At 43.4% G+C, this 26,212-nt stretch carries 27 protein-coding genes; 16 read left to right on the top strand and 11 right to left on the bottom strand.

Annotated features, from left to right (window positions below):
* Positions 1-217 precede the first annotated feature (217 nt).
* The 5 genes from AC2CZC_RS09505 to AC2CZC_RS09485 all read left to right on the top strand — a co-directional run bounded on the left by AC2CZC_RS09505 (position 218) and on the right by AC2CZC_RS09485 (position 4,535).
* The gene (locus AC2CZC_RS09505; protein WP_484584626.1) at positions 218-1,129 is read left to right on the top strand and encodes a LysR family transcriptional regulator; all 912 of its coding nucleotides are present in this window, start codon (positions 218-220) and stop codon (positions 1,127-1,129) included.
* A 63-nt stretch (positions 1,130-1,192) separates the two neighbouring features.
* Positions 1,193-1,963: a lipoate--protein ligase family protein gene (locus AC2CZC_RS09500; protein ID WP_484584625.1), complete on the top strand. Its 771-nt coding sequence runs from the start codon at positions 1,193-1,195 to the stop codon at positions 1,961-1,963.
* A gap of 84 nt (positions 1,964-2,047) precedes the next feature.
* On the top strand, positions 2,048-2,755 hold the full coding sequence (locus AC2CZC_RS09495; RefSeq protein WP_484584624.1) for a hypothetical protein: 708 nt from the start codon (positions 2,048-2,050) through the stop codon (positions 2,753-2,755).
* Between the two features lie 213 nt (positions 2,756-2,968).
* The gene (locus AC2CZC_RS09490) at positions 2,969-3,604 is read left to right on the top strand and encodes a dioxygenase family protein (protein ID WP_484584623.1); all 636 of its coding nucleotides are present in this window, start codon (positions 2,969-2,971) and stop codon (positions 3,602-3,604) included.
* Between the two features lie 145 nt (positions 3,605-3,749).
* The gene (locus AC2CZC_RS09485) at positions 3,750-4,535 is read left to right on the top strand and encodes an ABC transporter permease (protein WP_484584622.1); all 786 of its coding nucleotides are present in this window, start codon (positions 3,750-3,752) and stop codon (positions 4,533-4,535) included.
* Between the two features lie 38 nt (positions 4,536-4,573).
* Here AC2CZC_RS09485 and AC2CZC_RS09480 read toward each other — a convergent pair whose 3' ends face one another.
* Positions 4,574-6,631: a S9 family peptidase gene (locus AC2CZC_RS09480; protein WP_484584621.1), complete on the bottom strand. Its 2,058-nt coding sequence runs from the start codon at positions 6,629-6,631 to the stop codon at positions 4,574-4,576.
* A 329-nt stretch (positions 6,632-6,960) separates the two neighbouring features.
* Between AC2CZC_RS09480 and AC2CZC_RS09475 the strand changes: the two genes are divergently transcribed.
* The gene (locus AC2CZC_RS09475; protein ID WP_063361124.1) at positions 6,961-7,167 is read left to right on the top strand and encodes a hypothetical protein; all 207 of its coding nucleotides are present in this window, start codon (positions 6,961-6,963) and stop codon (positions 7,165-7,167) included.
* 87 nt (positions 7,168-7,254) lie between these two features.
* On the opposite strand, the gene AC2CZC_RS09470 is transcribed toward AC2CZC_RS09475, so the two are convergent.
* The 4 genes from AC2CZC_RS09470 to AC2CZC_RS09455 all read right to left on the bottom strand — a co-directional run bounded on the left by AC2CZC_RS09470 (position 7,255) and on the right by AC2CZC_RS09455 (position 10,330).
* On the bottom strand, positions 7,255-8,256 hold the full coding sequence (locus tag AC2CZC_RS09470; protein ID WP_484584620.1) for a tetratricopeptide repeat protein: 1,002 nt from the start codon (positions 8,254-8,256) through the stop codon (positions 7,255-7,257).
* Positions 8,257-8,346: 90 nt separating this feature from the next.
* On the bottom strand, positions 8,347-8,727 hold the full coding sequence (locus AC2CZC_RS09465; RefSeq protein ID WP_484584619.1) for a DoxX-like family protein: 381 nt from the start codon (positions 8,725-8,727) through the stop codon (positions 8,347-8,349).
* A gap of 8 nt (positions 8,728-8,735) precedes the next feature.
* A complete protein-coding gene (locus AC2CZC_RS09460; protein WP_484584618.1) occupies positions 8,736-9,209 on the bottom strand; it encodes a DUF2269 family protein in 474 nt (157 codons plus the stop codon).
* Positions 9,209-10,330 (bottom strand): saccharopine dehydrogenase family protein, encoded by a 1,122-nt coding sequence (locus AC2CZC_RS09455; protein ID WP_484584617.1) that lies wholly within the window; start codon positions 10,328-10,330, stop codon positions 9,209-9,211. The genes AC2CZC_RS09460 and AC2CZC_RS09455 overlap by 1 nt, the downstream gene beginning before the upstream one ends.
* A 250-nt stretch (positions 10,331-10,580) precedes the next feature.
* On the opposite strand from AC2CZC_RS09455, the gene AC2CZC_RS09450 reads away from it, so the two are divergent.
* The 4 genes from AC2CZC_RS09450 (at position 10,581) to AC2CZC_RS09435 (ending at position 16,798) form a co-directional block, all read left to right on the top strand.
* Positions 10,581-11,276, top strand: a complete 696-nt coding sequence (locus tag AC2CZC_RS09450; RefSeq protein ID WP_484584616.1) for a LipL32 family surface lipoprotein — start codon at positions 10,581-10,583, stop codon at positions 11,274-11,276.
* A 203-nt stretch (positions 11,277-11,479) separates the two neighbouring features.
* Positions 11,480-11,917, top strand: a complete 438-nt coding sequence (locus AC2CZC_RS09445; protein ID WP_237136910.1) for a nuclear transport factor 2 family protein — start codon at positions 11,480-11,482, stop codon at positions 11,915-11,917.
* Positions 11,918-12,469: 552 nt separating this feature from the next.
* A complete protein-coding gene (locus tag AC2CZC_RS09440) occupies positions 12,470-14,509 on the top strand; it encodes a bifunctional 2',3'-cyclic-nucleotide 2'-phosphodiesterase/3'-nucleotidase (RefSeq protein WP_484584615.1) in 2,040 nt (679 codons plus the stop codon).
* A gap of 111 nt (positions 14,510-14,620) precedes the next feature.
* Positions 14,621-16,798 carry a DUF6359 domain-containing protein gene (locus AC2CZC_RS09435; protein WP_484584614.1) on the top strand — a complete coding sequence of 726 codons (2,178 nt, stop codon included), beginning with the start codon at positions 14,621-14,623 and terminating at the stop codon, positions 16,796-16,798.
* Between the two features lie 69 nt (positions 16,799-16,867).
* On the opposite strand, the gene AC2CZC_RS09430 is transcribed toward AC2CZC_RS09435, so the two are convergent.
* Positions 16,868-18,232: a serine hydrolase domain-containing protein gene (locus AC2CZC_RS09430; RefSeq protein ID WP_484584613.1), complete on the bottom strand. Its 1,365-nt coding sequence runs from the start codon at positions 18,230-18,232 to the stop codon at positions 16,868-16,870.
* Positions 18,233-18,401: 169 nt separating this feature from the next.
* On the opposite strand from AC2CZC_RS09430, the gene AC2CZC_RS09425 reads away from it, so the two are divergent.
* A complete protein-coding gene (locus AC2CZC_RS09425) occupies positions 18,402-18,842 on the top strand; it encodes a hypothetical protein (RefSeq protein WP_484584612.1) in 441 nt (146 codons plus the stop codon).
* 99 nt (positions 18,843-18,941) lie between these two features.
* Positions 18,942-19,340: an ExbD/TolR family protein gene (locus AC2CZC_RS09420; protein ID WP_484584611.1), complete on the top strand. Its 399-nt coding sequence runs from the start codon at positions 18,942-18,944 to the stop codon at positions 19,338-19,340.
* A 60-nt stretch (positions 19,341-19,400) separates the two neighbouring features.
* Here AC2CZC_RS09420 and AC2CZC_RS09415 read toward each other — a convergent pair whose 3' ends face one another.
* Positions 19,401-19,970, bottom strand: a complete 570-nt coding sequence (locus AC2CZC_RS09415; RefSeq protein ID WP_039611992.1) for a hypothetical protein — start codon at positions 19,968-19,970, stop codon at positions 19,401-19,403.
* Between the two features lie 257 nt (positions 19,971-20,227).
* Here AC2CZC_RS09415 and AC2CZC_RS09410 point away from each other — a divergent pair, with 257 nt between their 5' ends.
* Positions 20,228-20,458 (top strand): XRE family transcriptional regulator, encoded by a 231-nt coding sequence (locus AC2CZC_RS09410; RefSeq protein WP_484584610.1) that lies wholly within the window; start codon positions 20,228-20,230, stop codon positions 20,456-20,458.
* A gap of 90 nt (positions 20,459-20,548) precedes the next feature.
* Entirely contained in the window at positions 20,549-21,241 is a 693-nt protein-coding gene (locus tag AC2CZC_RS09405) for a tellurite resistance TerB family protein (protein WP_039611994.1), read from the top strand.
* A gap of 74 nt (positions 21,242-21,315) precedes the next feature.
* On the opposite strand, the gene nth is transcribed toward AC2CZC_RS09405, so the two are convergent.
* The 3 genes from nth to AC2CZC_RS09390 all read right to left on the bottom strand — a co-directional run bounded on the left by nth (position 21,316) and on the right by AC2CZC_RS09390 (position 23,245).
* Complete coding sequence (nth, locus tag AC2CZC_RS09400; protein WP_484584609.1) at positions 21,316-21,984, bottom strand: endonuclease III; 669 nt, start codon at positions 21,982-21,984, stop codon at positions 21,316-21,318.
* A gap of 115 nt (positions 21,985-22,099) precedes the next feature.
* The gene (locus AC2CZC_RS09395) at positions 22,100-23,029 is read right to left on the bottom strand and encodes a sodium-dependent bicarbonate transport family permease (RefSeq protein WP_484584608.1); all 930 of its coding nucleotides are present in this window, start codon (positions 23,027-23,029) and stop codon (positions 22,100-22,102) included.
* A gap of 3 nt (positions 23,030-23,032) precedes the next feature.
* Positions 23,033-23,245 carry a hypothetical protein gene (locus AC2CZC_RS09390; RefSeq protein ID WP_484584607.1) on the bottom strand — a complete coding sequence of 71 codons (213 nt, stop codon included), beginning with the start codon at positions 23,243-23,245 and terminating at the stop codon, positions 23,033-23,035.
* A 112-nt stretch (positions 23,246-23,357) separates the two neighbouring features.
* Between AC2CZC_RS09390 and AC2CZC_RS09385 the strand changes: the two genes are divergently transcribed.
* Entirely contained in the window at positions 23,358-24,290 is a 933-nt protein-coding gene (locus tag AC2CZC_RS09385; RefSeq protein WP_484584606.1) for a LysR family transcriptional regulator, read from the top strand.
* Between the two features lie 65 nt (positions 24,291-24,355).
* The gene (locus AC2CZC_RS09380) at positions 24,356-25,180 is read left to right on the top strand and encodes a spondin domain-containing protein (RefSeq protein WP_484584605.1); all 825 of its coding nucleotides are present in this window, start codon (positions 24,356-24,358) and stop codon (positions 25,178-25,180) included.
* Positions 25,181-25,212: 32 nt separating this feature from the next.
* Here the strand turns inward: AC2CZC_RS09380 and AC2CZC_RS09375 are convergent, their stop codons facing one another.
* On the bottom strand, positions 25,213-26,133 hold the full coding sequence (locus AC2CZC_RS09375) for a LysR family transcriptional regulator (RefSeq protein ID WP_484584604.1): 921 nt from the start codon (positions 26,131-26,133) through the stop codon (positions 25,213-25,215).
* Positions 26,134-26,212 lie beyond the last annotated feature (79 nt).

Genomic DNA, 26,212 nt, shown 5'->3' with positions numbered 1-26,212 from the left:
CGAATGAGCCTCACTGCTTGGGAGCACCTAAATTACGCGAGAGAAAGTTTACTGTACCTGAATACTAGAAAGCTTTTCCGCTAAAGTACTCAAAAAAATGAAAATAAACGCTTTAGAGCAGCGCTATTAATTTTGTCTGAACAATATGAACCTGATGCTTTTTTTCGTGTAATATGCTTAACACACAGTCCTTATACAAACAGCAAATAGGTGGCTCATGCTTAAAGTAACGCTCGAGCAATGGCGTATGTTTAAAGCCGTCGTCGAGCATGGCGGATTTAACCAAGCTTCGGCTCAAATTCATAAGAGCCAATCCAGTATTCACAACGCGGTGAATAAAATTGAAACCTCTCTTGGCGTCAAGTTATTTCGTGTCGAAGGCCGTAAAACGCTCTTAACGCCTGCTGGTGAATTAATGCTGCGCCGAGTTGATTACCTGTTAGAGGAAGCTTCAAAAGTCGAAACCATTGCACAGACGCTCGCAGAAGGCATTGAGACTAAACTGCGTATCGCCATCGATGCCATTTTCCCATCGCACTTACTTTATAAGGTGCTTGATAAAGTATCACAAGAATTTCCATTTCTGCGTATCGAACTTGTCGAGTCTGTACTCAATGGAGCCAATGAGCAGCTGCAAGGTGGCTTAGTTGATATCGCCGTCTCTGCTTTTACCCTTGAAGGTCTATTTAGTGAAGAGTTATGCCAAATTGAGTTTATTGCCGTTGCAAGCCCGGAGCACACACTCAATCAAACTGAAAAAGCACTGACCTTAGAAGATTTAAAGTCTCATCGCCAGATTGTCGTGAGAGACTCTGCGGTATCAAAAAGTCATGATTCAGGCTGGCTGCAGGCCTCTCAGCGCTGGACAGTAAGCCATATGCGCACTTCTATTGATATGATAAAAAATGGTTTTGGTTTTGCGTGGCTGCCAGTGCCTTTAATTGCAAAAGAACTGCAAAATGGTGAGCTTGTCCCACTCAACCTGCAATCAGGCCAGACACGAAAAGTACAGCTGCATCTCACCTTTGTCGATGGTGATAGCTTAGGCCCAGCAGCCAGAGCGTTTTTAGGTGAATTGCGTTATCAAAGTATGATGATGCCAACGGCAGAGACATCAAACTCAGAGTAAATCACCATGCCGTATCGGCGTCTATACTAGAGAAAGTGTCATGATAATTAGGGACAAGTACATATGAATGAAAAAGAATTAGCAACTCAGCTATATAGCGCCTATTCATGGTCTGTCCTTAATGAGCCCATTGAAACATCTACTGAGCGCGCATTAGAGCAAGACTCAATACTACTGATGCAAATTGCTAAAGGCATACAGCCTGCCACAATTAGGTTATGGGAGTGCCCTCAATCACTGATCGTCAGTCGTAAAGAAGCCAAATTGCCGATGTTTAACGATGCCTGCGATACTCTCGCACAATTAGATTGGCCAGTGTCAGTTAGGCAAAGTGGTGGGACTGCCGTCCCTCATGGTCCCGGCATTTTAAACTTCTCTGTGATTTTTGCGCAAACAAAGTCACAGCCTCTGGACTTGGATGCCATTTATATCGCGTTATGTGAGCCCATTCGCAGCGCACTGCGCAGTCTTGGCTTGCAAAGTGAGTACGGGGAAACACCTGGCGCGTATTGCGATGGTCGCTTTAATCTCAATATAGATGCATTGAAAGTCACAGGTACTGCGCAGCGAGTCGCTCTATCACCAAAGAATGAACAGGGTTTATACCGCGCAGTTTTGGCACAAGCAATGATCATGATAGAAGCTGATCCCCATGACACAACCGCAATCGTCAATCAATTTTATCAACTTGCTGGCGCTGACAACCGCTATGACCCACATGCTTCAACCAGTGTAGATAGGCACCTAGCTGGCCACTATCCAAATGGGCAACTCACTGACGTTTTAAGAAAAGAGATCCTCTTAGCGCTCGAAGAGTTTACAACGCCTTTATAAACTTATAAGGTAAATTCGCCTTTCATCTTCACGACTATTTCACGCTACGGCCTGCAAAGTAATACGCAAAAAGGAGGCCGTTTTATGTTTCAACCGTTCAGATGCATTGCCATCATTTGCTCACTTATTGTATTCACCAAACCTGCCATGTCTGCATCCAGCGAACATATTCAGTTAGTGGAGTCTGCACTTGAGCATTTTTCTCAAACCAGCAAACAGCACTGGTCTTACACAATTCATAGTATTGAAATTGAAGAAGGTAACAAAACCGAAATTCATGCCAAACACCAGCCAAACAACGACCCCTATCTGCGCTGGCAACTACTTCAGCTTAATGGCCAGCAGCCATCACCAAAACAAGCCAAAGAGTTTGCACAAAAACGTGAAAATGAGGGCTTTTCAGTCAGCATTAAGGAGCTGGTGAAAACGCACTCTCTCACCCTTATTCAAGAAACCCCCAACAGTATCACCTTAAGCTACCCTGTTGAGCTGGCCGATCTCGGGAGTGATGCCATTGGCAAGCTAACCGGCCACATTAAAATTGATAAAAGCAATCAGCATATTGAGCAAATTTCTGTACACAATACCGCCTCATTCAGCCCTGTTGCACTGGCAGAGATCAGCGAGTTTAACCTTGCTATGCAATTTATGACGGTGAGTGATGCTGTTCTTATACAGCAAACCCAAATGGACATGCGGGGGACTTTTTCCTTCTTTATTGACATAGAGGAAACATCCACCGTGACCTTTGACAACTACCAATACCAAACACAGTCTTTAAATAAAAAATAAGTATAAATTTCAACACACTAAAGCTCTATTAAAACTCTATGATTTAAAATAATAGAGAAATACTAAGACACGGCTGAGCTCAGCATCTAATACTCCATTTGCTTTTTGCACCCAATTTACATTTGCACGCGACAATGGTCATTGCTGGCCAATTGCGTGGGCATGACGTAACGTCTGTAAGGGTGCTTTAACCATCTTGCAGAAGGATTAATAATGACAACACTCAATCGCCGTCACTTTATTCGCAATTTAACGCTCGGTTCACTTGCGGGCCTTGTTGGAACACATGTACAAGCGCGCGCCATAACACCAAAAGAGATGGAGGGGCCTTACTACCCGATTACGCCACAAAAAGACAAAGACGCTGACTTAACGCAAGTTGCCGGTAAAAAAGGTAAAGCAAACGGCACCGTCATAGACATATTTGGCCAAGTATTCGATGACCAAGGCAATGCCATAGAGGATGTCACCATTGATCTGTGGCAAGCCAACAGCTTTGGAAAATACCATCACCCCCATGACAACAGTGATGCCCCAGTTGATGCCCACTTTCAGGCTTGGGCAATTATACAAACCAAAGCACAAGGGCACTTTCGTTTTAAAACTGTGTTCCCAGGGGCTTACCCGCTCAATGCAGCGCAGCAGAGAACACCCCATATTCATCTAAAAATATCAAAAAGAGGCTATCACTCGCTCCTTACGCAAATGTATTTTCCCGATCACCCACTCAACCAACAAGATGGCTTATTCAGACGTAAAACGCCTGAAGAGCAAGCCTTAATGACCGCAAAAACCACCGAAATCGCCAATCAATATCGCTACGATATTGTGTTAGCCAAAGTGGTGTAATTTAATACCCTGCAGACTACATAACCAGATAAAATCAATGCATATGCCTGTATGACACTTAAAATAAAAGTGTCATACAGGCATGTTAGCGTGAGCGCTCAGTTAATTAATTCCTGTATTAGGCTCAGACAAAGTAGTTGGCAGTATGCAAAGCGTCATAGATATTCAATGGTGGCAGTTGGCTCTTTTCAGCCTCACGTTGATCATCCCTTATTATATAAATAGGCACTATCAGCTGGGCTTATTAAAAGAAACCATAATCAGCCTGAGTAGAATGACATTACAGCTCATCTTAATCGGCCTATACCTAGAGTTACTTTTCGATCTCAACAGTGTTTGGGTAAACCTCGCCTGGATGATGGCCATGGTACTTGTCGGCAGCAGTGCCATTATCAACAAGGTGCCTTTTCCAAAATCTATGATTTTATTTCCTGTGGTGCTTAGCTTAGTTGCGGGGCTCTTGCCGCTAATGGCTATTCTTGCCTTGGGCATTATTCAGCCAGAACCTTTTTACCATGCCCGCTACGTTATCCCTTTAGCCGGTATGCTCCTTGGCAACAGCATTTCTAGCAATATCATCTGCCTACAAAGTTACTTTAGTGCACTGCAAGAACGCTGGCCCGAGTATCAAGCCGCATTGGCGCTGGGCGCATCACCAAGCGATGCGACAAAACCTTTTGTACAGGATGCTTTGACCAAGGCGATGTCACCCATTCTCGCCACAATGGCAACGACGGGACTGGTGACAATTCCAGGTATGATGACAGGTCAAATCCTCGGTGGGGCATCGCCTATGGTGGCGATTAAATATCAACTGATGATTATGTTGGCTATTTTTGTCATGATGAGCATCACCATCACCGTCAGCTTATGGCTAGTTGCCAAACGCAGTGTGTCTGTCGAGGGGAAGCCACAAGTGAGTCTGGCTTAACTAAAGTTAGGGCAGCAAAACACTGCCCTATTATATTTTTATTTATCCGCTTTGCGGTATTTTTCAAACCACGCCACAATATGACCCACTTTTTGGATCAAGTTACTTGGCCTTGCAGCAATACCATGACCCGCTTTAGGAATACGTACCATGGCGGTTTCCACATTACGTAACTGCAATGCTTGATAGTATTGCTCTGTTTCGCTCATCGGAGTGCGGTAGTCATTCTCACCCGTTAACAACATGGTTGGTGTTTTCACATTCCCCACCAGCGACAAAGGTGAATGCTTCCATAAATGCTCTGTTGCTTCCCATGGCATGCCCGGCATCCAATATTTCGCATAGTAGTTGTAGGCATCTGCAGTTAAAGCAAAGCTTATCCAGTTGATCACAGGCTTGGCAACCACCGCCGCTTTAAAGCGATCTGTATTACCAATGATCCACGCTGTTAACACACCGCCGCCAGAACCACCTGTGACAAATAAATTATCTTCATCAACAAACTTTTTAGCGACCATACCATCTACAACATCTATCAAGTCATTGTAATCTTTTGATGGGTAATCATGATGAATTAGGTTTGCAAACTCCTGACCATAAGACGTACTGCCTCGTGGGTTTGCCCATACCACAACATAGCCCTTAGATGCCATCAGCTGTACTTCTGTACTGTAGTTTGGCCCATATGCCGTATGTGGCCCGCCATGGATCTCTAAAATCATTGGGTACTTTTTAGTGGCATCAAAGTTAGGCGGTAATGCATACCAAGCTTGAATATCACGACCATCCACAGATGACTTTACAGTGATAGGCTCAACTTTTGCAATATTTTTGTGATCTAGTAAGTCAGCATTTAAATCTGTAAGCTGAGTGACCTTCTGGCGCTTATCAACCAAGGCCAGATCAGCTGGGCGCTCTGTATCACCAGTTGTCACTACCAAACGATTACTGCCTGCAACGGCAAATTGACCAGATGTGTATGGACGCCCTAAAGACTGCCCGCCTAGTTTAGCCAGCTTTTCCGTCACTTTGCCCTTTAAAGTAACGTGACCCACATACTTTTGACCATGATCATCATAACTAAAATAAAGCCCGCGCCCTTTTTTATCCCACTGATGTGAGCTAATTGGGCGGTCTAGCGAAGCGGTTAGGTTAACGGGGTTTTTACCATCTAAATCCATCATGAAAATATCAAAGTTTTGACTTGATAAGTGCTTATTTTCATAACCTAAATAAGCAACCTTATCTCTTTGATAACTAATTTTGGGGCGATATTCTGGGCCATTCACATCCGTGATTTGTGTTATCTGACGATCGTGAATATCCACGCGGTATATGTCTGACTGGCGCGGTTTATTTTGCCAATCATCGTGTCGGTTAGCGTTAAAATAGAGTGATTTACCATCCTCACTCCAAGTGAGGTATGAACGATGATGGAACGCACCTTGCGTTAATTGACGCGGCGTTCCCCCTTCAGCTGGCACCACGTACACATGATGATAACCCGGCTTAACAAAGCCGCCGCCATCACGCTTATAAATCATCTCGTCAATATAAGTTGCATTCCCAGCCCATTGCGCGCCTTTCGGCTTTTTAGGCATATCCTTAAACAGACCACTTTTGCTCTCGGGCTTAAACATGGTAAATGCAATCCACTTACCGTCAGGTGACCAACTTATGTTACCAACACTTTGATGTACGTTGGTAACACGTGCGGTTTGTCCCGAATCTAACCAGCGTACATATAATTGATTATCGCCTTCAGCATTGGTGATATAAGCGAGTCGCTTGCCATCTGGTGAATACTTGGCACTACGGTACTGATTTTTACCAGATAAAACCGGTTGATGTGTATTGGTTTTTAAATCCACTTCCCATAAATTTATGCGTGTGCTGTCAGCCATAATATCCATGGCTCTGCGCTCATAAATAACCTTGTAACCATCAGGGTGTACTTGTGGCGCCGCTGCATACTCGATATTGAATACATCTTCATACTGCCACGTCTTGTCAGTATTAATATCACTTGCCAGCGCGGGTAAAGCAAGCATTTGAGCGCCAAGCAATGTCAGTGATAGTTTGTTGTTATTTTTCATAATCAAACTCTTAATTTTATACTCACCGCCTGAATACTTAATGTATCCCTCTTAAGGCGATTGATTTTGTTATGTTATATCAATTTTATCGTCAATTCTAAGATGCCTTAAACTGAACTGCGATTCAAAGCAACTGCGACTAATCACCACCACACCCGATGACTGAGTGTATTTGTGTCATTTCATGGTCACATCATCAACAATTAAACACTAGCAATCCACATACCAACTAAGCTAAAAGTACGATTATCAAAAAATTGCAATTGACTGATATTGGGTAAATTGTGACTCTAAGCGCGCAGTACAAAAAACAAACAGAAGGATATAACATGAAATTAAAATTAAATAAAAAAGGCATTAAGCAACTTAGCCAAAAGCAAATTAACTCAGATGCGACAAAGCAAGTAGGGGGCGGTGCCATTGAATCTAAAGATTATTGGTGTCAGTCTGGCCAAATGCCATGTTGGACGAATGGGCCATGTATCACAACGCCATACAAAGGCTGTAATACACGTGGCTGGTGTCAAGATTATTAATCTCTAGCTGATTCCCCTGTTAATGAATGCCGCGTTTGCTGTACGGCATTGATGAGTATGTCAGACCAGCCAAAATAAATACGCATTTCACCATTCACAGCGCTTTACTTTTTCGAACCAGGGGCGATTAAAACGTTTGATTTTTGGCTTCTCAATCACTGGGACTGATATATCCATGCCTGAAGTCAAATGCAGCGATACCAAGGCTCTAATTCTATCGTCATCTAATTGGTTATACGCACTGATAAGCTGCGCTTTTTCTTCTCGAGATAAAGGCTCTCCATGCATATGTTTAAAACGGGTATTAAGCCATAATAATAATGCCTGTTTAGCTTTGTTGGGAAAAGCCTGTGCCAAGGTTTCAGTCGGACTATACAGCCTTTGAAAATTCACCCACTGCTGCTGAACAGCAAAAACAAACAATAAATTAATACCCGCTGATATTTGACCTGAACGCTTATCTATATTTTGATACCCCGCTAACGCGATTCTAAAGTGCTGTTCAGCTTGCCCAATATTCCCCTCCTCTAACGCTATCATGCCTTGGTTATTCTCTATGATTGCCAGTAAATTTTTTCTATCCGCGACACGTGCAAGCCGCTTCGCTTTGACATATAACGACTTGGCTTTTTCTAACTCATCAAGCTGCCGTGCAAGCAACGCGAGGCTGTTAGTTATCGTCAGTTTTTGACGATCATTGATGGCATGCTTGTAAGAGCATTCAAGGCTGATTTGCGCATCATTGATATAGTGTTTTTTTCGCAGCCAAATACCTGTCGCACTGGTGATAGAAACCAATTTATCAATAAAATAAGGGTGTTTTTGGTGGTGAAAGATCACCTCTAAAGAATCAATTAGCTGTGTCATATCCCCCGTGGGTACTGACGCTCGCATGGCCGCTATATGCCATCTCAATTGCTGAATATCGGTTAACGAATGCACATGAGGTATCGCGTTGAGTAGCTTTAATGAGCGGGAAGGTTCGACACGCAAGTAATCCTCCGCCTCTTTGATTATCTCATCAAGCGGTGCCGCAACCACTGAACTGGATAACAGTCCAACCAAGATAAACTGAGCAGCTGTTCGCACACCACCTCCTCATTGTTACGATACTTATAAAATATAGATAGATGGCGGATAATATTCAAAACATCGAATATGCCGAACACATAAATCGCACTACTTCTCACTTTCAGCGGCATTGTGATAAACACACATAATAAGTAGGATGATAGGGAAGTTTTTAGTCACAGGACCAAAAGGGTGCAACCAAAATGAAGCATCAATAAGAGTCAAAAGAGCACTGTACACGAGGATCACACTCACCTGCACCAAGCAACATAATCTAATATAGCGCCTTGTCAAAATCCACAACCCTAGCGCAACATCTAGTGCGCCACCGCCATACACAGCCGCCTGTGCAACAAGCCCTGTAATATCTGCCCTTACCAAAATATCAAAGCCAACCTCAGGGGCAAAAAATACCGATGTAAGACCGGTAAACACCCACACAAACGCTAAGCTATAACTCGCATACAGGTCAAGTTTATGGGCTTTCATTATCATAATCACACGACCGATAAAGGCTTAAATACCATCAAGGCAAGTAGTATCAAAATGGCTGCAAACGCAGGAATACCCAATAACGTCCACCGTCGCATCAGTTTTTTAAACTCGGCGGAGACTTCACCTTTTTGCAGTTCGATCTGTGCCAACGCACGCAGGCGATACTGTATTTTCAACACAGGAAGCCAGCATAAGCCTATGAACGCAAACAGCCCTGCAACCGTTAAAAACCAAGGAGAGTCAAAAGCGTACCCGAGCAAATGCATCAAGTATAGGCCACTGATTATTTGCGTTATCACCGCTGGGGTTGTGAATAGCCAATCTCCTAAAACAACATGCTGCGTTGTCACATAAATTGCTTGTGGATTGTTGGAGCGGTTCGCCATAAACATAAAAAAAGCAATGCCCGCGCCTGTCCCCATCACCACTATCGCGGCCAAAATATGAATAAACTTTGCGATAAAGTACGGTTCCATCACTCCTCCACCTGCGTCTTTTGATATATTTCAAATTTTTTAAAATACGGCTCAAATTCAGATAACTCTAACAACCCTGAACAGGGAAGCGCCCCCGTTTTATCCAGTGTTCCATTGAGGAGCTTTTTTGCAATAATAATGGTGGAAAGTGTTGGAATATAAGGCCCTTGTCCATTTGGAGCATAAAGACGCCAAGTCACTTTACGCGGTTTTTCACTCTCTGCTAGCCCTGATATAGATACTTCCATAGCACCAATATCACTACCAAAATGTAAAAAGCAATTACTCAGTTTATCTAACTGTTTTGCAAGTGGAGACCAATTTTTTACTATGCCCCACTTAGCTAATGCAGCCATCCCCACCATGCCCCAATGCAACAATGGCAGCTCCAACCCGGCTTGAAAGCTCACTCGATCAGCGACAGCATACCGCTTAGGGAAAAGTGCCAAATCTGGCACATCGACATTGGCTAAAAGTCGGCGTTTGGCGATACCTCCAAAGTCATGACTCTTTGCATCCATCCAACCATGGATTGATTGCCACCGTCCCTCTTTAAACACCTCAAATGGATGACCTGTATAGGTTAAAATGGCTGCAATTGTCGCCACACCTCTTTGCGCTTGGTTTCCCGGAGCAATGGCAATATCGATACTTTGAATACGCTTGAAAGCAATTGAGTATTTATCAATGACAGCTGAGGATAACCCAGGTACTGAGCTGGCACCGCTGACAATCAACACCCCTTTAGTGCTCGCAGCCCTATCAAGAGCGCTAATATCGCACACATACCGTCTATCATCGGCCAAATCTATGTAATGAGCGCCAGAAGCGATACACGCTTGCGGCACAGTATAATTCTGACCTTGGTAAGGTCCACTGGTATGGATCACCATAAAAGGATTCTGGGCAGCAAGTCGTTCGGTAAAGTCATCTGCGTGAATATCCACTTGCCAAGGCTTGAGCACTGCACGTGATTGGTTTTGCAGCTGTGCAATACATTGCTGCGCCTTAGCCTCGTTTCTTCCTGCTATCAGCAAAGTAATGTCATGATGTGATAATGACTCAGCAATGCGTTTACCAAAATTACCATACCCACCAAGTATGATGACTACCTTTGACATGATTGCTTCTCCACAGCTAAATAGTGCATTGACACATTGCAGATCTACTTGCATCAAATCCACTAAGTGATTGGTATTTATCCCTTTTGATTTATATTCAATGTACCTAAAACACCTGTCCGAATAAAGCATTTAATCACGTAAAATACCGGCATCCTCTCTGTAAGAAAAAAACCACCCAATTCACATTGCAATGCCTTAAAACACAACTATGCTTGCTTTGATTTTAATCAGAACAAGGAGTTATTTAATGACGCTTAAATCCACTGGAAAGGTAATTGCTGTACTTTCTCTCACTACTTTAACTGCATGTATGAGTACTTCATCGTCACCCTATTTAAAAAGCTCTATTTCTGAAGGGGTTGGACCACTGGAAGTGCGCGCCCCTTATGCCAATTACGTGAATTATTTTGGCTACGTTGATGCCACTGTACAGCCTGAGGGCGTGTATAAAGGCAAAGATACCTATTACTTATATGCATGGGTACCAGCTGCTGTAGATGAGATTGGTATTTCAATGCAATCTCCCGTTGAATCACAGCCAACGGATAAAGACTTTGTCCATACCAACTTTGCACCAGGTATGGAAAAAGACAAAGCAAAGTTTTTCGATACTTACATTGTGTTTGATCGTATGAATATCATAGATAGTAAAAGCATTGCTCAGGGCGGAAAAGTATTGCAACCGCTCGGGTACAATGATGACACGCGAGAATTACCCGCTAACCCAAGTGGCGCATACTACAACTCCCTGCTTAGGCAAACCACAAACTTAAACAACCCTACGGAATCTCTTGTTCGTGGCGTCTACCGCATATCTTTTACCTCATTTCGGTCACAAGTTGAAGGCTCATTTGAAGCAACCATCGGTACTAATGTACCAGGCGTAAAAATTGCGGCTTCACTTGAGGAGCTTCATCAGTTGGTAAATACCGGTAATTTATAGCCCGAAAAAACCATTGGATGGCCTATTTTCGGTCATCCATTTCAAGTTTATCACGTCCATGCCTCTTGTAATTTATCGTTAGACTGCCTATTTATTAAGCCAACTCGACTTGTACCTCATACATTAACATTCTAGGCTATTAGAGACACTCCCTTAAGCATCGTATGATGCTACTAACTATAAAGAATAAGAAGGATTTATACATGAAAACTGCAACGCGATATTGCTTATTATTCCTCACGCTACTTCATACCTCTATTAGCTGGGCTCAAACCGACGATGAAGTAAAAATCAGAGAAGTTATCCATACCTATTTCCAAGCATTTTCCGAAGCAAAACCGGAAAATTTACACAACGTTTTTTTGCCTAATATGGATATGATAGGCAATGTCAGAGGTAAACCTTGGAAATTTGAAGGCAGTAAATTAGCGGAAGGTTTAAAATCTCGTGAGCCAGAAAAGTTAAAAACAAAAATCTACTTTATTGACATTACTCGTGACTCTGCAATTGCGAAAGTTTATAACGTCAATATTGAAACAGGTATCGCCTATACAGACTATTTATTTTTTCTCGAGGTAGAAGGCAAGTGGAAAATAGCGCACAAAGGGTATACCCGATTTAATGAGAAAGTGAGCAAATAACGTATCTATTCTACAAAAGGCAGGTAACTAGATGCGTTTAGCCTGCCCCAGACAAAATGTTTCAAAGAAATCATGCATAAACATCGCCCATACTTACCCAGTAAATTTATGTGCTTTAAATTGATAAACAGTATTGCTCGATTCTGATATTCAGTGAAAAAAGCGCACGAACGTCGGCTGGAACATTCACTAGCGCATTAAAAACACAAACGGCTCCGTACCTAACCAAAGTCACCAAAACCTTGGCACAACGCTTTTGATATCGACTTCACAAAGCCACACCAATGCTTATTAAACGGTTTATTCGAGCTGATATCTGCTCAATCAGAACCGCGTAACCCCATACATACCGAGTTGACTTTTGGTGATGAAAAATATGAAAAAAGTCATTAAAATTAAAGAAATAACAAACCTTACCTGCATCTAGCCAATGCATAGCAGCCTCTCATTATTTTGTCATAATTTTGGAACCAACTTGCCATTTTTCCTTAGCCTATTTGTCTTTTTCGCTCTCTATAGTAGCGGCACTAAAACCGATAAATGGAAAGGAATATGAAAACAAAATTACTGCCGCTGGCAATTTTATGTGGTGCAAGCTCATTACTGACCGGGTGTTTTGATTCAAATGATAATGATGTTAAAGCACAAGCAAAAACGCCAAATCAAGAAGTGATTGCGGGCACCGCTATCGAGCTGCGTTTACTTGAAACCACAGATTTACATGCCAATGTTTTAAACTTTAACTACTTTTCTGACAGCCAAGATGACAAGGTTGGCTTGGTTAAAACTGCGGCATTAATTCACAAAGCAAGAAATGCAGTACAAAACTCTGTACTAGTAGACAATGGTGACTTAATTCAAGGTAGTCCACTGGGTGACTATATGGCGAAAATTAAAAACCTTCAAGACGGTGAAGTGCATCCAGTGTACAAAGCCATGAATACCTTAGACTATGACGTTGCAAACATCGGTAATCATGAGTTCAATTTTGGTTTAGAATTTTTACAAGAAGCCATCGATGATGCCAACTTCCCATACATCTCAGCCAACGTCTTTAAATACGATGGCGATGAGGACGAAAGTAACGACGAGCCGCTTTTCTCACCCTACCTTATTCAAGATAAAGCATTTGTAGATAATGACGGAAACACACACACCATAAAGGTCGGTTACATCGGATTTGTACCGCCACAGATCATGCAGTGGGATAAGGCCAACCTTGAAGGTAAAGTTATCGCCAAAGACATCATTGCTATGGCCAATAAATATGTGCCAGAAATGAAAGAAAAAGGCGCGGATATTATTATTGCGATCCCACATTCAGGATTGGATACCTCAGCACACACGGATAAAAAAGAGAACGCCAGTTATCATCTATCAAAAGTGGAAGGCATAGATGCAATCATGTTTGGTCACGCTCATGCAAACTTCCCAAGCTCGCGCTACGAGGGGATGGAAGATAAAGGCATCGATCTAGAAAAAGGCACCATCAATGGTGTGGCAGCGGTCATGCCGGGCTTTTGGGGTAATCACTTAGGGGTGATTGATGTCACGTTGACCTATCAAGCAGGTGCTTGGCAAGTGACTGATTCTCAGTCTTCTTTGATGCCGATATTTGAGCAAGATGCCGATAGAAACATCACTGCATTAGTTGATAATGACGCTGATGTTGAAGCCGCTGTGTACCATGAGCACGAAGAAACCCGAACTTGGGTCAACAAGCCTTTTGCAAAAGTGACCAATCAAGTTAATAGCTTCTTTGCGCTGGTCAATGATGATCCTTCAATTCAAATCGTCACCGATGCCCAAGCTTGGTACACGCAAAAAATAGTGCAAGGCACTGAATTAGAAGGCCTGCCAATTCTCTCCGCCGGTGCGCCATTTAGAGCTGGTCGTGGCGGTGCAGACGACTATACCTACATCGCCACAGGTGACATTGCCTATCGTAACGTAGCAGACCTGTATATTTACCCTAACATCCTAAAAGTGCTAAAACTAAACGGCACTCAGGTGAAAGAGTGGCTAGAAATGTCTGCTGGGCAATTTAATCAAATCAACCCAGACTCTGCGGATATGCAGTCTTTAATCAATCCAGATTTCCCGTCTTACAACTTTGATGTTATCGATGGTGTGACCTACCAAATCGACCTCACTCAGCCTGCAAGATACAACAGTAAAGGTGAGAAAGTCTCTGATGGTCAGCGTATTGTGGCGCTATCTTACCAAGATAAGCCCGTTGCTGATGGGCAAGAGTTCCTTGTTGTCACTAATAACTATCGTGCATCCGGCGGCGGTAACTTCCCTGCAATTGGCGCAGATAAAATCGTGGTCGACTCACCTGATGAAAACCGCCAAGTGGTCGCAAACTATATTACGCATCAAAGTGAGGCAAATGATGGCAAAGGTCTTGATCCATCAGCTGATATGAACTGGTCATTTACCGCGATTGAAAACGTCCAGATCCAATTCACAACCTCTAACAGTGCCAATGCAGAAGCTTACAGTGAACAGTTTGGTCATATCCAACCACTGGACAAAACCAATGAAGACGGCTTTGCACTGTACCTATTGAACTTATCTCAAAACCAATAATAAAACCCAGAAAAAGACCCAATTGAGGTATGCCTAAATGCATACCTCTCCTCCTCTACAGCTATTTGGAAGTTGGCTGTAACAACAAACCAAACCAACGGGAATTGAAAAATGACTGTAAATAAACTGACCCTTTCGGTATTGCTCAGTGCAGGCATGCTTGTACATTCTGGCTTTGCCATGGCAGCCGCCTATGATTGGAATAATACTGCACCAGTCAAAGTACCGAGTGCCGCAAACAACAACGGTAAAACCGTGTACTTTGACGTATCCCACGGCGGTGTCGAAGGCAATGCAGACTGGGTTATCGATGGTGCGTTTTCTGATTTTGCAGATGCACTAGTCCAGCAAGGCTACACGGTAAAAGAGTATCGCGGTGTTGACCTAAATAACGATGGCCGTATTCGCTTTTTTGACGACCGCACAGGCAATCAAAACAACGAAGCCATCATTACTTATGACGCAATTAAAGACTCGGACGTCTTTGTCCTCGCAGAAACAAACAGGCCTTTTACGCTTGCAGAGCAGGCTGCGCTTGAGCAATACGTTGCAAGCGGCAAAGGGATATTTTTCGTCGCCGATCATTATGATGCTGACCGTAATCTCAATACATGGGATGCCACTGAAGTCTTCAATGGTTATAACCGCTCAGACTTAAGCAAATACAACATGGGTGGCGCTTATGGCGACTGGCGTAATCCAAAATCAGCCTATGCAGGTTGGTTAGTCGAAAACTTCGGGATCCGTTTTCGCTTCAATGGCGTAGACTACAAGCAAGGTGTCAGTGGTGTAGAGCCAAGCACACAAACTGAAGGGATCACCCAAGGCGTTGACCCTATTCTTATGGCCGCAGGTGCGACACTTGCGATTGTCGACCCACAAAAAGCCAAAGGCTTAGTTTATTTTTCAGAAACTGATACCCCCGTGAAGTGGCGACATGCCAAAGATGACGGATTATATTTTGGTGGCAAAGCCGAAGGGCCTTATGTCGCGATTGCAAAATCTGGTGCCGGTAAAGCAGCCTTTATTGGCGACTCCTCTCCAATTGAAGATGCCACGCCTAAATATCGTCGCCAAGACAGCGGCAGTACCAAAAAAACCTACCCGGGATGGACAGACCCTGGCCATGCCTCAGTGCTTGCCGTCAACATCATAAACTGGCTTGCAACACCTGAAAGCTACCAGTACTTTGATGGACAAAATGGCCATACTAGCGGTGTTGCGACACCGACACCGATGGATATCCAAGAAATGTCTGATCCAAATAATGGACAGCCTTGGGGCACCCCAGCAAATGGCTTTAATCCATGGGATACAGATACTTACAAAAACAACTCTTTTAATGCCCCTTATGGCGATGGCCAAACCGATCCAGACCCAGATCCGACGCCAACACCGGGTGATACAGTCTCAGTCAGTGATGCACTCGCTGCGGCGCAAAACACGTCACTGGTTATCATTGGTAAAGTCACGAATGCTGTCAACGGTATTTATGGTCTAGAACTGAGCGACCTTAATAATCCCGCTGCGCATATTTATGTGAAATTGGAAAGCAATCAAAGGGCTGATTTTAATCCGCAACTAAACCCTGCGATTTTAAATCAGAACATCATAGTGACAGGCAAGCGCAATAGTTACATGGGTGAGCCGGGTATTCGTTATGTCACTGATTTACAGATTGCACCGTCTTTCATGTCCGTTGAGCAAGCTTTGGCAACTGCACAAAGTGAGTCGATTGAACTGACAGGGCGCGTAAAATCTGGTTTAAACAATATCTATGCACTGGTATTAGAAGATCTGAACGACCCAAGTTTTACCATTAATATTAAGCTTGAAAGCAGTCAACGTGCAGAATTTAGTCCGGTATTGAACCCAGATATTCTAAATGCAACGCTTGTGATCAAAGGCGTACGCGATAGTTACATGAGTCAACCAGGTGTCCGTCAGGTATCTAGTATTACTCAAGTATCGAGCGACAATGGCAGCAATCCTGATCAAGGCAATGACCTGTCAGTATCTGAGGTACGAGCAATGAGTAATGGCCAGCCAGTTGTGTTATCAGGCACCATCACTGCCCCCATTAACAATAAGTATGCGCTTGAGCTGAGCGATCCGAATAATGCGGGGAATAAGCTATACATCAAACTGGAATCATCTCAGCGTGATACATTTAGTCCATTGTTGAACCCACAGCTTATTGGCAAAAGCTTAAGAGTTGAGGGTATTAAAAATGACTATATGAGTCATCCGGGCGTGCGCAGTGTCAGTAAGTTAACACTGTTAAATTAATCAGCCGAACAATATGCAAAAGGCTACAAGCGCCTTTTGCATATTTAAGAAGGCCGCTAAATAAACTACCTAGTGCTTAACTCCTGTGTGGGGTGTTGAAGAAAAGTTGATATACTCATTGAGTGTCAGCTGACCTTCATTGTTAGTAAACTTGATATACACGTTATTATCTTCAAAAAAGAAGCTATCTGCAGACATCGCAAACATGGCTTCTGAATAACCGTACCCTCGGTCCAAAAATACGCCTTCGGCATTCCACATAACCTTATAATGCGCACCATTTTGCATTTGATATTGTCCAATAAATTCCTTTATTTGCGCTTCATCGATCACAACTTCCTTGAAGCTCGGCACATTCAGGCCTAAAGCTTTGGCTGCTAAACGACGGCTCATTACTTCTGGCACAACATTGGTATTATTAGATAACACGGCGACATATAGTGCTTCTTCCGGCACATATAAAGCATCTGATTTGAATCCGTTGATTGCCCCATTATGGGTTACTATTTGATAATCTCCCAAGGTCGACGTCCAAATGCCATAGCCATATGGAGAAACACTGCCATCATTCAAAGTAACTGGCGCCGTCATTTTTTGATAACTTGCCTTTGAAATCAGCTGCCCATTCGCCAGTGCATGATACCAAGTGCTCATATCTGACACATTCGAAGACAGTGCGCCAGAACCATGCGGCCAAATCGTATCCAAATGATGTGCATTGACATAGTCACTACCCTCTAAATCGTAGCCAGACACATGATGTTTAATGATTTTTCGACCTGCATAATGGCTATTTTTCATGCCTAATTTTTGAAAAATATGCTCTTCTAGAAACTCGGCATATGGCTGACCGCTCGCTACTTCAATGATTTTTCCAAGCAGCACATACCCAGTGTTAGAATACGCCACACTGTCACCTGGTTGAAACTTCATCGGATGCTGGGCAAACCGTGCTAGGATCTCGTCCAATGTAGCTGGTGCGGGCGCTTCTTTATAAAGTAACGCAAGGTCTTCTGTGAAATTAGCAATACCTGAAGTATGTGTGAGTAAATGTTCAATGGTGACGACATGCCCTTGTGTTGGAAAGTTAGGCACATACTGGTGAATATCATCATGAATGGATAGCTTTCCACGTTCATGTAATATCATAATGGCTGCGGCCGTGAATTGCTTTGTCAAAGAACCAATCTTAAAAACACTTTTAGCTTTGAGTGGGACATTGAGCTCCAAATTGCCACGTCCTATGGCTTTTTTAAATAATACTTCTCCCTCTTTACTAATAATCGCCGCTGCGCCCGGCTCACCTTTGCTCAATTCAGTACGCATGACTTTGGTAAATTTTTTTTTAGATAGAGCCCCATCACTTGCTAACACATCAATCGTCCCAAGAGATAAAGCAGTGGCGAGTACAGTAACTATGATAGAAGGTTTCATTTTGCATCCTTGTGGCTTAATAAGGACCTAATATTTAACCACTTAGACCTTCGTAAAACTGTTCGATAAACGTTCACTATTGTGACAAAGTTTATAAAACTGTCAGTAAATACATGGCATCAACCCTGCTTAATTTTTACACTCTACGAAAGCAAAGGATACGCAAGCCATGAATGTAAACAGTACACACCATACTTTTTATACGCCACACACCCCATCAAGCAAGCCCTCTGACGTTGAGGTACCACAAAGCACCATGCAATCGGCTTCAACACAAGTGCAAATCAGCGATAATGCAAAACATGCCCAAGAAAAGTGGCAATCTATTGCCAATCAATACGATGTGCACAATATTTCAGACGCTGAAGCTGGCGCTATGTCTCGCGAGTTATTCGATTCAGGCTTTATCAATACCACACAAATGATGATACTCATGGCGCCTTCTTCAATGGACGGCTCGAAGCTGAAAAAGCATGACCTGCTCAATAATATGAAGCATACCTTCAAGCTTTCAAATGCCCTAGGAGGCCACACACAGGCATCAAAAAACGCTCACGCCAGTGCCATTAATATTCTTGAGCGTCTCGATAAAACAAAACATAATGGCTAGCGTGTCGCATTTTAATTGCTGGTGATTTCACCCCTTTTTGGACGCTGTGTCGTTTTACCCATACTGAATAGCCATGTTTAATGACGTAAGGTGACAATAATGAAGAAAAAATATCAGCCCACAGCTCCTGCTAATTCGGATGTAGACATGAACCCAATGCTCGATATTGTGTTTATTTTACTTATCTTTTTTATCGTGACTGCCAGCTTTCAAAAAGCCCATGTACTTGATATTAATAAACCCGCGAAATCACATCAGGCCTTAAACCAATCAGTCGTACCACTGTTTCGTATCGACCAGCAAAATCGTATTTATTTAAATCACAAGCGCATTGAAGTTAATGCCATCGCGGTCAATATTGCTCGACTTGCAGCACAAGGGGAGATCACCTCTATCAGTTTAAAGGCGCATGAGCAAAGTGAACACAACACATTGGTGAGCGTATTAAATGCGATCAAATCACAAACCTCAACGCCAGTGTCTCTGGCCAGCTCATAGAATAGATGGAGAAGATAATGGCCAAAGTGTCGCATCACCTAACACCTTGGCCGTGCAAAATTAAGGGTTGATATGATGCAGCTCGGTATCAACCAATTTGCCTTCAAAATTACGGTGCGCATCAATTCGCGCGAAGAAAGCCTGCGCATTCGGCGTTACTGGGATAACGACTGAGTAAAACGCAAAGTTTAATCCTGCCACCACTTGCTGCTGTGCGGCTAAAATCATGTAGTTCACGCCAACTAACGACTCAATTTGCTCAGCAGCACTTTTCTCAGCATCAGTGAAGTTTTCACGCAGTGCAACTGAATCAAAAGAACCAATCGGCGGCACTAATACTGGCTCGCTGAATGTACGATCTGAGAGTTGAGTAAAGTGCTCACCTTGTTGATTAACAACAATCAGCTCTAAGCGATTTACTTTAGGCACGTTTGGCGCAACCACAGGTGAAACGAAGCAGTAAAACGCAAAGTTTTTACCATTAACCACTTGAGATTGTGCTGCCAAAGGTTTTATTTCGACACCATCACGCTTGTTAATATGCTCAAATGCATTGATGTACTCTTTATCAAAATCTTGTGCTAAAACGATTGGACCAAAACCACCTAAAATACGATTTGCTTCAGACATTGTTTTATCCTTTTATGTCATAGATGAATGGGTGCTCCAGTCTGTGGAGCGACTTTAGATGCGACCTAGTCTAGGCGTAATGAGTTGGTTTTTTGGCATCAGTTTAGTATCACTTTGGTATCAGATAAAAAGCGTAAATTTCACGCAACTTTTGCGCCTTATGTGTACACCAAAACGCACACCCATTCAGGGTGAGCGCATTGGCGAAAGTCATCGGTCATTACTAGGCTTTAGGACCCTACTCAAGGAGTCAAATAATGGATGGCAGAGTAAAGCTGGATTGTAAAATCCTTAAGCAACTGAGACGAAATATGGGGCTGAGCCAAGAGAAACTGGCTTGCGCCTGCCAAGAGCAAGCCCTATGCGTCTCCATCGCAACACTAAAACGCGCTGAATGCGGCTGTAAAGTGTACCACCGCACCGCCAGAGAGCTTGCCCGTTTTTATCAAATCCCTGTAAAAGATCTGCTGTGTGAGCAAACCAGCTAATTCAATTTGAATCGATTTGTAACAAATTGAGTGTTCTCAAACTGATCACTTTGCCCTACTCTAGAAACATAAGAGCAAATGGAGAACGCGATGAAAGATTTACAAAAATTGGTCAGTGGTTTAAACAAATCAGGCGCATTGAGCGGCTTACTGGGCGGCGTTGCTGGCGGCGGTGTAAGTAGCTTATTAAGCAGTAAAAAAGGCAAAAAGACGGGTAAAAAAGCCGTAAAATATGGCGCGCTTGCAGCTGTCGGCGGACTCGCTTGGAAAGCTTACAAGCAATATAGCGAACAAAATGAAGCAGCCGCACAAAAGCGAGATAGCGCAGCCTTTGATAAAGCCATGGCAACACGCTCACAACCAGCGCGTCACTTCGATTTTAAACCTGCCACCATACAAGAGCATAGCTTCGAACAGGTTGTCGAAGATGAAAGTGGCTCTGGGCAACTCTTACTTATGCGGGCCATGATAGCAGCCGCTTATGCAGATGGGCACATAGATGACAATGAGCGCCAGAAAATATTTGCCCAAGTTGAAACCATGACGCTCAGCGTGCAAGAAAAAGCCATGTTATTTGATGAATTAAGACAACCCATGAGTCTCTCTGAGCTGGTGCAAGCAGTGCCTAATGCACAAACAGGCATTGAAGTTTATGCTGCCAGTGCCAGTGCCATCGATCTGCAGCAAACGATTTCACAGCAATATTTGCAAACTCTGGCGAATCAACTTTGCATCCCAAAAGAGCTGGTACACTCTATCCATCAACAGCTTGATGAGCTCTAAGTTACCAGTTTGACGTTTGGTTTTTTCGTTATGCGTGCTTAGAGGTAAGCACGCCAACCACCAAGACTAAACGATTAAGGCTTTTTAACCACTTTAGGTCGCTTGCGATTTGGATAGCAAGTCGTACACATTGGGCAAACCGTACCGTCACAGCCTCTGGCTGTACAAAACTCTCGGCCATAGTAAATAAACTGCAAATGCAGATCATTCCAGCATTCTTTAGGAAACAGTCGCTTTAAATCTTTTTCTGTTTGCGCCACGTTTTTACCATTGGTCAATCCCCAGCGCTGGGCTAAGCGATGAATATGAGTATCCACAGGGAAAGCGGGGACACCAAATGCCTGCGCCATCACCACCCCTGCAGTTTTATGCCCCACCCCAGGTAGCGTTTCCAATGCATCCATATCTTTGGGCACAATGCCGTCATAGTCTGCAACTAAGATTTCAGAAAGCTTTTTGATGGCTTTCGATTTTTGCGGCGATAAACCACACGGCCGGATGATCTGCTTAATATCTTCAACCGATTGCTTGGCCATATCAAAGGGGTTATCTGCCAGTTGCCATAGCGATGGCGTCACCTGATTCACGCGCTCATCAGTACATTGCGCAGAGAGTAAAACGGCCACAAGCAAGGTATAAGGGTCTTTATGATCTAGAGGAATAGGCGGCTTTGGATAACGTGCTTGTAAATCTGCCAAGATATACGCTACGCGTTCCGCTTTTAATAAGTTTTTTTCCGGCACAAGTATTAACCTAAAGTACTTTCTTCATTGCTGTGTGCCTAATTTACACTGACGCCCGAAAGACGTCAGCATAAAACCGTTAATTAATCCCTTTTGGTATCAAAATGCTAAACGCTTAAGCGCCAAGGTGTTGTCCCAAAGCGATGAAAAACGGTACGCCCAATAACACATTGAATGGAAAAGTGATACCCAGTGACGCTGTGATAGACATTCCGGCATTGGCTTCAGGCAAGCTCTCTTTCATTGCCGCAGGTACTGCAATATACGAAGCACTCGCCCCCAATACGGCCATCAGCGCAATACCTCCCGCGCTTAACTCCAATAGCACACCCAAACCAGTCCCAGCTAAGCCACCTAACATTGGCATCAATATCGCAAAGCTGATTAAAAACAAACTGTTCTTCTTTAAAGTGCCTAATTGCTTACCTGCCACCAATCCCATTTTTAATAAGAATAGCGCTAATACACCAGAGAATAACTCAACAAAAAATGGCGTGAGTTTTTGCACGCTATCGCCGCCAACAAAGCCAATCACCAAGCTGCCCACCATAAGTAAAATACTTTGATTAGCCACCAGCTCTTTTTTAATAAAAGCACGGTTTATGACCTTCAAGTTACCTTTGGCGAGTACTAAACCAACCAAGATCGCAGGCATCTCTAACAACACCACAAACAAGGGGAAATAAGCTTCATACGCGATATCGCCCGCTTCAAGTAAAGCGACAGCAACAGCATAAGTCGCCACACTGACCGAGCCATAATGCGCAGCAATGGCGCCTGCATTAATTTTATCTAACTGACCAAAATAGCGTAATAATGGGTAGGCAACGAGTGGTAACAATAAACCAAAGGCCACAACGGCGATAGACATGGTTAACAGCGCAGGATCGACATGCTGCTGTAATGCGATACCGCCTTTTAGACCAATCGCGACCATCAAAAAAAGACTGAGTGTTTTATATAACCCGTCAGGAAAGGGGATTTTTGCACCTAATAATTGCGCAATGATCCCCAGTAAAAAAAAAGCGACGACCGCATCTATCATAACCTACTTTGCCTCTTTTAACTGGCGAGACGAGGCGCGCATTGATGTGTGGCTATCACGTGAAGACTGTATCAAACTGACGATTGAAAAACTGAAAATAGATAAAGCCAGCAGAATAAAACCCGTACTACCATGTCCAAGTACACTGCTCAAATACGAAAATGCCAACAGACTGAAGCACGTTATTAAAGGTAATGCCAAACTTTTAAATGTCATAACTCTCTCCTCTGTATTTTTGAGGATTTTACAAAAGTCTAAATATAGATAAAAATAGATAGTAACTAAGATAACCATAGATAAAACTCTAATTTAAGGATTTAGTTGCAATATGGCTTCAAGATTACATGCCCATATCGGGACTTTTAGACAACTTGAAATCCTCTTAGCCTTACATCAAGGCGGTAGCGTTAAAGCCGCGTCAGAAAAGCTGTTTTTAACCCAGCCAACGGTATCCATGCAGCTAAAAAAACTGGCCGAGGCAATTGGTTTACCGCTTTATGAGCAAGTAGGTAAACAGCTAAAATTTACCGATGCAGGCCTTGCCACCGTTGCGACGGCAAAGCAAATATTGCAAAGTTGCGAAGAGTTAGACATGCACCTCTCTAACCTGAGAGGGCTCAAATCAGGTACTTTGAGGCTATCCAGCGTCACCACGGCTAAATACTTTATCCCGCATTTACTGGGGCCCTTTTGCGAACGATATCCAGGTATAGATATTCAATTTACGGTGGCCAATAGACAACAAGTCATTGAGCGCCTTGAGCAAGGACTAGATGACTTTTATGTATTCAGCCACCTGCCTGAAGGGCTAGATTTAGAAGTCATTGAATTTATGTCCAATGACTTAGTCGCCATAGCGCCCGCTTCTCATCCATTTAGCCAAAAAGACACTGTGTCCTTAGAGGAGTTTTGTCAAGAAGACTTCCTCATTCGAGAATCAGGTTCGGGAACCCGTTACGCCACAGAAGCATTTTTCAAAAACCAAACTGTGACGCCAAACATAAAAATGACCATTGCCAGTAATGAAGCCATTATTCACTCCGTATTATCACGTCTTGGGGTTTCTATTTTATCGTCTCATACGCTAGCCTTTGGTGAGATCCATGATGTTAATGTCATCAATGTCGAGTCTTTACCCATTCGCTCTAAATGGTCATTCTCCTGGACCAAACGCAAAACGCTGTCGCCTATTGCCAGTGTGTTTTTAACGTATGTGGAGACCGAAGGACGCGAGATCATGCAAAGCGCCATTAGGATTTAATAGTTTGTTCAAAAAAAGAACAAAACTTTGAAAGTGGATCTCGTTTTGTAAGGTCTGTTGAAAAGATGACAACTTCACCGCTTGAGGGCATGACTATGGTACATCCGCTTAAATTAGCATCTTTGTTTATGGTATTTGGATTAACCGCATGCGGAGGCAGCAGCAGCTCGTCGCCCGCCTCGACGCCCACCAATGATTCGGCATCGCAAAATACCACAACCTCAACGACAACGACGTCCTCAACCACTTCATCTTCAGATACCTCGACTCCGGCTCCCGCTGCGACCTCAGTAACCTATGAGTTGAAATTTACCCAAACTTGGGAGCGAACCACTTTCCCAACCAATTACCCTAATGGCACCCATTTCTCTCCCATGATCGGATTAACACACAATGATCAAGGGCGTATTTTTCAGCGCGACAGCACAGCGAGCGCCGGTATTGTCAGCATGGCAGAAACAGGGTCTAAAACGCTACTTAAAGGCGAGATCAGTGATATACAAAACCTTGGTCATTCCAGCTACCTAATTGATGAAGCGGGGATCCCCCATGGCAGTAAAAGTGTGACGCTAACCTTTGAGGCAAGCCAAACTTATCCTCATCTAAGCATTGTCTCTATGGTTGCACCGAGTCCGGATTGGTTTATCGGGATAGACAGCCTGTTGCTTTTTAATGACAACCAATGGGTAGACGAGCAAACTATACAGCTTAAAGTATATGATGCAGGCAGTGACAATGGCGTTACGTTTAGTGCAGCAGACTCAACCACAGATCCACAAACCCCAATTACTTTACTTAATAGTGCAAGAAGCGATACTGACTTCACCGAGGGCGTACATTTTAACAGTGGCGAAAACATCGGTTTTATCACCATTAAACGCATGCAATAAAAATACAAGCCGCCATCCAGTGTGGCGGCCAGTTATTGCTGTGCCATCAATGACATCAACAATGATCTAAGCCATATGCTTTTATCATCACTGTTTTTGCGTTGAAACCACAGTATCGAAATATCAAAATCAGGCACCCTTATCGGCGGGTCAAAATAACGCAGCTGGCTCTGCTCGCAAGCGACATCAGCCATTTTCTTCGGCACGATGGCGATCAACTTGCGACCTTTGAGCAAGCTTTGAATGGTCATAAAATTGCGTGTTGCCACCGTGACTTTGCGATTTAATCCCTCAGCTTGTAGTGTATCATCAACCCCTGTTGCTAGGCGTCCATCTGGACTAACTAGCGCATGTTCAATATTGGCAAAGTCATATTCTGATAAACCTTGCTCAAATGCGATGCAATGCGGATCGGCAATACATACATGCCTTTCTGTATATAAATGCTGGGATTGAAAAGCGGGATCAGGCGCAGTAATACTGCCAATGACGATATCGAGTTTTTCCTGCTCGGCCAAAACAAGGTAATTGCTGCGATTGACGTTCACAAAGCTTACCTGCGCCTTTGGTGCCTGTAACCTGATGGCATCAAAAATGGCTGGCGCAAATATAAACTCGGCATAATCAGTGAGGCCAATACGACAAATGCCGTCATAGTCAGCAGGATCAAATGGGGCACTGGTTAAAAGATCGTTGCTCACACAATCGAGTAACTTGTTAACCGTGGGGGCTAATTGATGAGCGCGCTCTGTGGCCATCATTTTATGCCCTTTGCGCTCAAATAATACATCATCAAACAAGGTCCGTAATCGAGATAAACTATGGCTCATTGCCGATTGGCTCACATAGCTTTTTTCAGCGGCAATACTCACACTTTGATATCGATACAAATAAGCAAAAGCAACCAGTAGGTTTAAATCGATATTGCGCCACGGCACATCTGTAAAACTCATCCTAATCCCATATTATTCATATTTACAATCAATACTATTAATTTGATTAATTATAATGCATTTTCTAACCTAGTGGCAT

The organism is Pseudoalteromonas sp. MMG033 (assembly GCF_057197785.1).
Note: the sequence above shows the minus strand (reverse complement) of the source record. Positions and strands in the feature narration are given on the sequence as shown.

Bases quoted from the DNA above. Each gene is read 5' to 3' on its own strand.
- AC2CZC_RS09505 (WP_484584626.1), top strand. From the start codon at position 218: ATGCTTAAAGTAACGCTCGAGCAATGGCGTATGTTTAAAGCCGTCGTC.
- AC2CZC_RS09500 (WP_484584625.1), top strand. From the start codon at position 1,193: ATGAATGAAAAAGAATTAGCAACTCAGCTATATAGCGCCTATTCATGG.
- AC2CZC_RS09495 (WP_484584624.1), top strand. From the start codon at position 2,048: ATGTTTCAACCGTTCAGATGCATTGCCATCATTTGCTCACTTATTGTA.
- AC2CZC_RS09490 (WP_484584623.1), top strand. From the start codon at position 2,969: ATGACAACACTCAATCGCCGTCACTTTATTCGCAATTTAACGCTCGGT.
- AC2CZC_RS09485 (WP_484584622.1), top strand. From the start codon at position 3,750: ATGCAAAGCGTCATAGATATTCAATGGTGGCAGTTGGCTCTTTTCAGC.
- AC2CZC_RS09480 (WP_484584621.1), bottom strand. From the start codon at position 6,631: ATGAAAAATAACAACAAACTATCACTGACATTGCTTGGCGCTCAAATG.
- AC2CZC_RS09475 (WP_063361124.1), top strand. From the start codon at position 6,961: ATGAAATTAAAATTAAATAAAAAAGGCATTAAGCAACTTAGCCAAAAG.
- AC2CZC_RS09465 (WP_484584619.1), bottom strand. From the start codon at position 8,727: ATGAAAGCCCATAAACTTGACCTGTATGCGAGTTATAGCTTAGCGTTT.
- AC2CZC_RS09460 (WP_484584618.1), bottom strand. From the start codon at position 9,209: ATGGAACCGTACTTTATCGCAAAGTTTATTCATATTTTGGCCGCGATA.
- AC2CZC_RS09455 (WP_484584617.1), bottom strand. From the start codon at position 10,330: ATGTCAAAGGTAGTCATCATACTTGGTGGGTATGGTAATTTTGGTAAA.
- AC2CZC_RS09450 (WP_484584616.1), top strand. From the start codon at position 10,581: ATGACGCTTAAATCCACTGGAAAGGTAATTGCTGTACTTTCTCTCACT.
- AC2CZC_RS09445 (WP_237136910.1), top strand. From the start codon at position 11,480: ATGAAAACTGCAACGCGATATTGCTTATTATTCCTCACGCTACTTCAT.
- AC2CZC_RS09440 (WP_484584615.1), top strand. From the start codon at position 12,470: ATGAAAACAAAATTACTGCCGCTGGCAATTTTATGTGGTGCAAGCTCA.
- AC2CZC_RS09435 (WP_484584614.1), top strand. From the start codon at position 14,621: ATGACTGTAAATAAACTGACCCTTTCGGTATTGCTCAGTGCAGGCATG.
- AC2CZC_RS09430 (WP_484584613.1), bottom strand. From the start codon at position 18,232: ATGAAACCTTCTATCATAGTTACTGTACTCGCCACTGCTTTATCTCTT.
- AC2CZC_RS09425 (WP_484584612.1), top strand. From the start codon at position 18,402: ATGAATGTAAACAGTACACACCATACTTTTTATACGCCACACACCCCA.
- AC2CZC_RS09420 (WP_484584611.1), top strand. From the start codon at position 18,942: ATGAAGAAAAAATATCAGCCCACAGCTCCTGCTAATTCGGATGTAGAC.
- AC2CZC_RS09415 (WP_039611992.1), bottom strand. From the start codon at position 19,970: ATGTCTGAAGCAAATCGTATTTTAGGTGGTTTTGGTCCAATCGTTTTA.
- AC2CZC_RS09410 (WP_484584610.1), top strand. From the start codon at position 20,228: ATGGATGGCAGAGTAAAGCTGGATTGTAAAATCCTTAAGCAACTGAGA.
- AC2CZC_RS09405 (WP_039611994.1), top strand. From the start codon at position 20,549: ATGAAAGATTTACAAAAATTGGTCAGTGGTTTAAACAAATCAGGCGCA.
- AC2CZC_RS09395 (WP_484584608.1), bottom strand. From the start codon at position 23,029: ATGATAGATGCGGTCGTCGCTTTTTTTTTACTGGGGATCATTGCGCAA.
- AC2CZC_RS09390 (WP_484584607.1), bottom strand. From the start codon at position 23,245: ATGACATTTAAAAGTTTGGCATTACCTTTAATAACGTGCTTCAGTCTG.
- AC2CZC_RS09385 (WP_484584606.1), top strand. From the start codon at position 23,358: ATGGCTTCAAGATTACATGCCCATATCGGGACTTTTAGACAACTTGAA.
- AC2CZC_RS09380 (WP_484584605.1), top strand. From the start codon at position 24,356: ATGACAACTTCACCGCTTGAGGGCATGACTATGGTACATCCGCTTAAA.
- AC2CZC_RS09375 (WP_484584604.1), bottom strand. From the start codon at position 26,133: ATGAGTTTTACAGATGTGCCGTGGCGCAATATCGATTTAAACCTACTG.